Consider the following 7,484-nt stretch of genomic DNA (forward strand, 5'->3'; position numbering starts at 1 on the left):
TCATTTTTTAATCTGTCTATCATATTATTTTTTCGGCTAAGGGCGTTACCGTGATTTTTTACTTTCTGTTGTGCAAGGGAAAGCAAGTTTAGCTAAAATCCCTCAAACTTCATTTGGTCATCTACTCGATAAGAGAATCTTAGCTTAGTTGCTTTACGCTGCTTCCTCTCGATGATTTCAACGCTTATATTCTTTATTTCAGTAGTGTCTTCAATGGTATCGATGCTTTGCTTGATAACACTGCGATTAAACTCTTTAAACAACGGATAAGAATAAACTTTTTCCTTATTCTTTATTGTGTAAAGCCCAAGCTCTTCCTTTAGTTCTTCAACAGTAATTTCAAAAAAACGGTCTTTCTTCTGACTTATTTTCTGCCTTATAAGTTGATATATGTTACTGGCATTTGTGTCTCTGAGTCGTGCGCTAGAGATAAGCACTTGAGTAGTGAAATTACCCTCTATCATGCAAATATACGGCTCCATTTGACGACTAAAGCTAATATCTACGTAACCGTCACCGTCCTCATAGTCACAGTATTCAGTGACGTTAAGCATGCGAACCCCTTTACCGCTAGGTTTCTTCCAAGGCCGATCTCCTTGACGAGCTATAGGCGGTAAAAGTTGATCTTTTGGGATTCCTATTATCTGTTTCTGTAAATCCAACGTAGCGGATTTTAGTTGTTCGTAGGCTGTATTCATTTCCAGCTTAGCTATTTTTGCATACTCACTAGCGTATATACGAAACACTTGGCCTTGTTTTACTATCTTTTTAGAGTCAAGTTGAGCAATAGCCATAAATAAAACGCGCCTAGATGATAAGGGCATCTTAGATAGTGTTTTGTTTATATCAGTTTTATGCCGAACTTTTGTTTTACTCGATACGTTGGTTAATTTCATAGGTGTACTTTGTTTTTTTAATCACACACCTACTTTATAGGTGTGTTGCTGACTTTGTCAATATACACCCGTGTAAAAGAGGTGGGTTTTTATCCACATGACTCGGTAGACGCACACCTTTAACTCGGTAGACGCACACCTTAACTCGGTAGACGCACACCTTTAACTCGGTAGACGCACACCTTTAACTCGGTAGACGCACACCTTTTAAATTTATTCTCTATAATTTACAGTGGCTTAAGCTATCTCCTAAGTCTTTAAAGTCTTTTTAAGTTATACATAAAGTTTTTAAAGGTAAATTCAGCTGAAATTTGTGGATAACGCATTTCAAAAATTCACTTGATACCAACCCCTCTTAGGGGCGTTGCCCCTGCCGGCCTTTCCCCTCGCTTCGCTCGTACCGGCATACCCCAAAAATGCCTTCGCTGCGCTCAGAGTTGATTTTAAACGCTCGTTGAGCGCCAACCCAAAGCCTGAATCATTGGGGCAATCAAAATGCGTTAGCGTGGCTTACAGGCCGTGCATGATTGGTTTATCAGGGCACGAGGAAGGATCGGATCTAGTGCTCCCCTTGTGATCGCGTTGTTAGGCAGGTTTTTCGTTAAACACCGCTGGGTTATCGCTCGTTCCTCGCTGCGGCTTCGCCCTCATAGTCGCTTATTATCGGCTGTAGCCCTTATTTTTATTGGAACGACTACAAATCGCCCCATCGGTTTGATTCTGACGTTTTAGCGATTCAGTTAATTTGATCACCTCAGCGACCTGATTTTTATCCAATCCATCAAAGTGCTTTGAGAGCGCCTGTATCGAATTTTGAGCCTTTTTTAAGTCTACGTACATATTTCCTAAGGTTTTACTCATTTCGTGCCGCTTGCGCGTTTCTGAGGCGCTTAAACGGGCTTTCTCAACGCTGGGTTGGATCTGTTTGTTCACTTCGCGGATAATTCGGGCTTGGTATTCCTCATCGGATTCCACGGTGGTACTGAACACGCCTTTCTTGAGAACTTTGCGTTCTTTGTCCACCGTGAGCGGTGCTTGTGGTTGATTTATCTGCCCGTAAAACGATTGAACCCGCTGATGAGTTGCCTTGCTGCCCTCAATGCCGCGTTGAAAATCATGTTTAACCCCCACCTGTTGCGCAAAATCGGTTTGCATGGCGTTCAGCGCTTTAGCGCCTCCCAAGAAGTGCCGTGCGTTTAATTTTCCTTTGGGGTCAATGGGGACGACATAGGCGTACATGTGTGGTGTTTTTTCATCCCGATGGATGCCCGCATACACCACGTTTTCAGCCCCGTGTTTTGCTTTAAGCCAGGCGAGCGAATCATGAAAATAATTATCCTGGTCTTTGCGTGATTTGGCGGTCATCGCTTCTGGGGAAGCAGTGATCAAATACTCGATGGCCATCACGCCATTTTTACGAATTTTATCCGGTAAACGCGCATTGACAGCCGCCATTGCTTCATCCGAACTTTGTGCGCCGATATGCGTATTTTCGGGCGTTAATTTTGGGTCTGCGTTGGGTGTGTCTTGCTCACGGAAAGCATGCTTTGTTGAGCGGCAAATTGCGCCCTTGGATTTTAACTTCTGTGTTCGCAAAATAACAAAATTCATTGGTGACTCGGTGCGGGAGAGTATGAACATAGATTAATATATGTGGACTCACTACACAATTTTTAAACGCTGCGCTAAAATTGTGGTTTGCACACCCCATAAATCGTGAAATAAAATATCTTTATAGCATTGGTAATGTTGTTAATAAAAGGTAGACATCAAGTTTCTTTTGTTGTATTTTTGGTTGCAAATAAAATAAAAGGAATTATTCGATAATGTTTAATATAAAGGTTCTATTTACTTCTGTTGTGCTTTATCTTTTTGTTTACGCCACACCAGCTTTTAGTAATAATAAACAAGTTTTTTACTTTGAAGACAGGTATGGAGGAGAGATACAAGTATCTGCTTCTGAATCATCTAGTGGAGAGATTAACTACACGTTTATAATCACTGATGATTTAGACCCTGTAGATGTTTTTTATGATTATGTTGTTTCAACATTACACACACAAAACTACACATATGTTCAGTATGGTGCACCTTGCCCCTCTTGTAATGTTGCTCACTCAGTCCCAAATAATCAAACTAATGCAATACCTTTGGTCAGAGAAGTTGCGTCTGGACGAAAAAATATAGCAAACAAATTTATTGAAGGTATAGCTACTACTTTAGGGAATCGCTCAGCTAACGAAGTTTTCGATAGAGCTACGAATCAGGGCAAAGAAAAAAGCCCAATAAAATTTTTCGTGAATTCTAGAAATGGAGTTCCAATGTCTGTTTGTGAGATAACTTCAGCAGGGTGTGAGGATGTCAATGAAGTGCTTGTGTTACAAGCAGCTAATCAAAGAATAATTTTTGAAATTGAAAAAGGTAAAGACCTAGCTTATTGGGAAAGAACAGAGAAAATTCAAAGTGCTATTTATAATTATAGTCGAGCTAAACAATATAGTTGTATGATAACTTTTAGCGGAGATAAAAATGACCTTAGAAGTCAAATAACTTGTTTCCCTTCTTTTTAATCTAAAAAGATGCTCTAGTTTATATTAATGAACTAGAGCTATTCATAATAAGGTTTAGATAAGAGAGCCAAGAAAAAATTCAAACCTCATTCTACACTGCGAAATGTTTTAAACATTCATTTTTAATTGAGCGCTTTTCTTGAACTCAAATGAGAGGGCTGCGACCGAGCGGCCTTTTTTTATTGTTTCATAACTGATTACTAAATCACTTCTCTGGTTTAACTCATCAACAGATGCCTTGATAACTCGTCTATTCAACTCTTTAAACGTTGGGTACTTATCAGAAATTCCCAGCGCAGATTTGAAATCATCAAGATAGATAATACGTTCTCCAGTGCTGTTAAACTTCATGAGTAGCTCATACAAGCGTATTGAGTGAGATGATTGTAGCTCAGCGATATGTCTCAGTTTATATGTGGTAAATCTACTTTGTAAGCTACTGATATATTTAAGAACATCATCCGACCAAGTAATAACTACAGCGCCTTCACCTTTTAATTTTTTAACGCCTTTTTGAATCCACCTGAGTTTCACTTCTTCATTCTCATCTTTCAGTGTAATCACTGCGTCAAATAAGCTATCAGCAGCTTTGTAGAGGTCTCTTCGCGCATTGGTTATGCCCATTAAATCAGAATACTCAAGTGCCGTTAACGTCATTTCTTTGGGTATTGTTGAGCGTGAATCAACTTTTCCTAGGCATGCCAGCACCAGTTTTTGAGCTTGCACATTAAGCTGATAGCTAGCATCTACCAATGTATTTGACTTTGTCACAGACATATTATTCATAAAGGTGTACCAATGTTGTTTTATTACACCTTAATTAAAGGTGTAAAGGATGTCAATCTGTACACCTTAAGCTGTGAATTAGCGTGTCAATCTGTACACCTTTAAACTGCTTTAGCGTGTCAATCTGTACACCTTTAAACTGCTTTAGCGTGTCAATCTGTACACCTTTAAACCCTGCAGCCCCCTATTGGCGTGACCTGTAGAGGTGCTAAAAACAAGAGATCTAAAAAACAAGAAAGATTAAAAAGGAAAACACCTGTGGATAACCTAAAAATTCAAGTGAAATTTGAGCCTAAATCCCCTCTTAGGGGCCTTCCCCTCGCTTCCCCTCGCTTCCCCTCGCTTCCCCTCGCTTCCCCTCGCTTCCCCTCGCTTCCCCTCGCTTCCCCTCGCTTCGCTCGTACCGGCATACCCCAAGAACGCCTTCACTGCGCTCAGAATTGATTTTAAACGCTCGTTGAGCGCCAACCCAAAGCCTGAATCATTGGGGCAAACAAAATGCGTTAGCGTGGCTTACAGGCCGTGCATAATTGGTTTATCAGGGCACGAAGGAGCATCGGATCTGCTGTTCCTTTTGTGATCGCGTAGTTAAATTGATTTTATCGTTGAACTCTGTCGGGTTACCGCTCGTTCCTCGCTACGGCTTCGCCATGAAATATTTAAGCTTTGTAAGAGTGAGTAGCATTAGCTCCTATAACGAACTCTAAGAGCTTTCATCTTTCATTTGTGGATTTATCAGTGGATACCCTGATTTGCCCTCCTCGATGGCTGTCAGCTCGTTTTATGGTGGGTTACGGCTGTGTTTATCAAGCCTGCTTATTCAATAACTTTATCGAGTCCGTTCAAAAGTACCGTTCACATCACGCGTGTAACTTTCCCGTGTGCAATTCGTTATTAGCGCTTGCATGGCAAGGCCTCTAGGTTAATACGACAGTGTAACCTAGAGTGCCGCCGCAAGTGGTGTTACTTATTTTGAAATTGGGAATGTATATTCAACAAATTATGGTCAAGAAATCATTCAAGAAACTCAAACTTCTACCGGAGATCATGGCGGGGCTACGTTAAATGTATATCTATGGCAATATGGTTACGGAAATCCAACCAACGCTACAATGAATGGTATTTCTAAAGCCGCAGGATATACTCAATATCGATGCGGCAGTGATTTGCATGTTTGTGCCTCTGGTGAAACCATAACAGGTTGGTTATATGGCTATGATTTTAGTGGCCAAGAATCAGGGCAATTTAATGTTGGTACGAACTCAACAGCATCCCCGTTTGGTTATTGGAGTGATTCAATTTATATAAATTAAAAGTTTAGCTAAATGGGAAGGGGTATCTTTTTCTTCCTCTTTAGCTAGATAAACTTTGTATTGTTTCTAAAATATTAAGCGCTCTTACTCTTAGTTGCGAGTCTCTTCCTGCCATTCCAAGTGACTGATCAAACTCCACTGATTTTTTTGCTAATGCTACGGTGTCATATTTTTCATTAGGGTCAAAGTTCATTTTAGGCGGTGCTCTAAGAGCCAAGCCTTCTTCAGGTGTTACTAACCCATTTAATTCCAAAGTGGAAGACATCTTAGATAATTCATTATAAGACATATTTTTAGGGTCATAGTGTTTGGCTATTTCTTGCAATTTACTCTCAGCATTAAGCCCTGCTTCACTAATTGTAATTTTGTCTGCCGTATTTTCATTTTTGACCGGAGTATTCGAGCTAGTTGTAGTATGAGGTGCATTACTTTGCGTTTGATAAATATGGCTTGCTTGGCTGTTACTGTTAATTAGCATGTTAATTCCTCCAGTGAATATGCTTTTTATGGGGTTATAGATAATAGAGCAAAAAACGAGCCAATAAAAAGGGGTAGTAATGCTGGCTTTAGTCTGGTTTTTACCATTGAGTGGGAATAATATTGCCGCTCTTTGAATCGTGGCGGCAAGGAAGGGGGGCTAACTTTTCTCTGATATTTAAAATAAAGCTTTCAAGTAGGCAATGTTAAAATGAAATATTGGGATTGAGATTGATACGGGAAAAGACACCGGTACTGAATTTCGATTTGGCCCTTTTGAACAGACCGCCAATGTTGATGACGCAAGACCGGAGTTGCCGGAATTGCCCATCTATGAAAACGGCCGCGTGCTTGTAATAGATGATGACCATGCGACGCTCGAAGCGACAGGTGCTTTGCTGGCCAATTGGGGGTGGGATGTCGATGCGCGGCCACGATTGAAGGATGCGGATATAGCGTCTCTTGAAAAGACAGATATGATAATTTCAGATTATGAACTGGCGTTTGGGGAAACAGGGCTAGAGGTTATTAAAGCAATTCGCGCCGCGCACGGGCCGATACCGGCGCTGATTATTACAGGCAGCACAATGCCGGAAATACGGCAGAAAATTGCTGATGCGGGTTTTATTTTGCTGCACAAACCTGTCATGCCGGTACAATTGCGCTCAGCGATCCTCAGCCTTATGGACCGCGCCTAAGACGCCGTAGCGGGCACCGTAACTTGCGGCGGCGGCGCGGTTGGCAACATCGAGTTTTCGAAAGAGTGCTGATATATGCGCGCGCACAGTTGATGCAGATAAATGCAATTCCCGCGCAATTTCTTTGTTCGAGAGACCGAGACAAATCAGGTGCAGCACTTCCTTTTGCCGTTTGGGTAAATCCTTGACCACAGAATCGCCGCTGGTGGCCGCCTGTGCGTGGCCGGTTTGCGGTAGATAGACGGGGCGTCCGCCGTCCATGACCTCGTTCAATCCGTTTTGGAGGCTCTTGGGCGGCGCAGTTTTCGAAACAAATCCATTGGCTCCGGCACGCAGCAACCGTTCTACGGCAGCCGTGTCAATCAGCATGGAAACAACCAATATTGCCATCAACGGATAGGCGTGCCGTAGTTCTTTAATCATCTCTTCGGGCTCTAAGCCCGGAAAGAAAATATCCAGCAGAAGCAAGTCCGCAGGATCAGTTTTCAAATGTTTCCGAAGACCGTCCATTTGGCCGGCCTGGCGAATATTGACATCGCCGAAGACATCCGAAATCGTTGCTTGGAGACCGGATCGGAAAATCGGGTGATCGTCTGCAATAATGATTTTCATGCCGCCCCCCCGTTGAAAAACTGATTTCTTGATTGTTGATATACTTACACAAAAAACCAGCCGCTTCAAACTAGGTCATTTGTACACGTTGCGCTTAGGGCTTGTATCACACTAAATTGGGCCTCCTTTAAT

The 7,484-nt window shown here is 41.9% G+C and carries 7 protein-coding genes and 1 pseudogene; 3 read left to right on the top strand and 5 right to left on the bottom strand.

The window, feature by feature from the left end:
• Positions 1–92: 92 nt before the first annotated feature.
• Together Q0688_RS27320 and mobV are read right to left on the bottom strand one after the other, a co-directional pair.
• Entirely contained in the window at positions 93–896 is an 804-nt protein-coding gene (locus Q0688_RS27320) for a replication initiation protein (RefSeq protein WP_161519135.1), read from the bottom strand.
• A gap of 660 nt (positions 897–1,556) precedes the next feature.
• Positions 1,557–2,507 (bottom strand): MobV family relaxase, encoded by a 951-nt coding sequence (mobV, locus tag Q0688_RS27325; protein ID WP_299085241.1) that lies wholly within the window; start codon positions 2,505–2,507, stop codon positions 1,557–1,559.
• Between the two features lie 215 nt (positions 2,508–2,722).
• Here mobV and Q0688_RS27330 point away from each other — a divergent pair, with 215 nt between their 5' ends.
• A complete protein-coding gene (locus Q0688_RS27330; RefSeq protein WP_299085243.1) occupies positions 2,723–3,466 on the top strand; it encodes a hypothetical protein in 744 nt (247 codons plus the stop codon).
• A 108-nt stretch (positions 3,467–3,574) separates the two neighbouring features.
• Here Q0688_RS27330 and Q0688_RS27335 read toward each other — a convergent pair whose 3' ends face one another.
• A complete protein-coding gene (locus Q0688_RS27335) occupies positions 3,575–4,252 on the bottom strand; it encodes a replication initiation protein (protein WP_299085245.1) in 678 nt (225 codons plus the stop codon).
• Between the two features lie 959 nt (positions 4,253–5,211).
• Between Q0688_RS27335 and Q0688_RS27340 the strand changes: the two are divergent.
• Positions 5,212–5,565, top strand: a pseudogene (locus tag Q0688_RS27340) (DUF4879 domain-containing protein); the annotation flags it as partial.
• 40 nt (positions 5,566–5,605) lie between these two features.
• On the opposite strand, the gene Q0688_RS27345 reads toward Q0688_RS27340, so the two are convergent.
• Complete coding sequence (locus tag Q0688_RS27345; RefSeq protein ID WP_024604752.1) at positions 5,606–6,043, bottom strand: hypothetical protein; 438 nt, start codon at positions 6,041–6,043, stop codon at positions 5,606–5,608.
• Positions 6,044–6,365: 322 nt separating this feature from the next.
• On the opposite strand from Q0688_RS27345, the gene Q0688_RS27350 reads away from it, so the two are divergent.
• The gene (locus Q0688_RS27350) at positions 6,366–6,740 is read left to right on the top strand and encodes a response regulator (RefSeq protein WP_299085256.1); all 375 of its coding nucleotides are present in this window, start codon (positions 6,366–6,368) and stop codon (positions 6,738–6,740) included.
• Here Q0688_RS27350 and Q0688_RS27355 read toward each other — a convergent pair.
• The gene (locus tag Q0688_RS27355) at positions 6,708–7,352 is read right to left on the bottom strand and encodes a response regulator transcription factor (RefSeq protein ID WP_299085259.1); all 645 of its coding nucleotides are present in this window, start codon (positions 7,350–7,352) and stop codon (positions 6,708–6,710) included. The genes Q0688_RS27350 and Q0688_RS27355 overlap by 33 nt on opposite strands.
• Positions 7,353–7,484 lie beyond the last annotated feature (132 nt).

The organism is uncultured Paraglaciecola sp. (genome assembly GCF_937123705.1).
Taxonomy (GTDB): domain Bacteria; phylum Pseudomonadota; class Gammaproteobacteria; order Enterobacterales; family Alteromonadaceae; genus Paraglaciecola.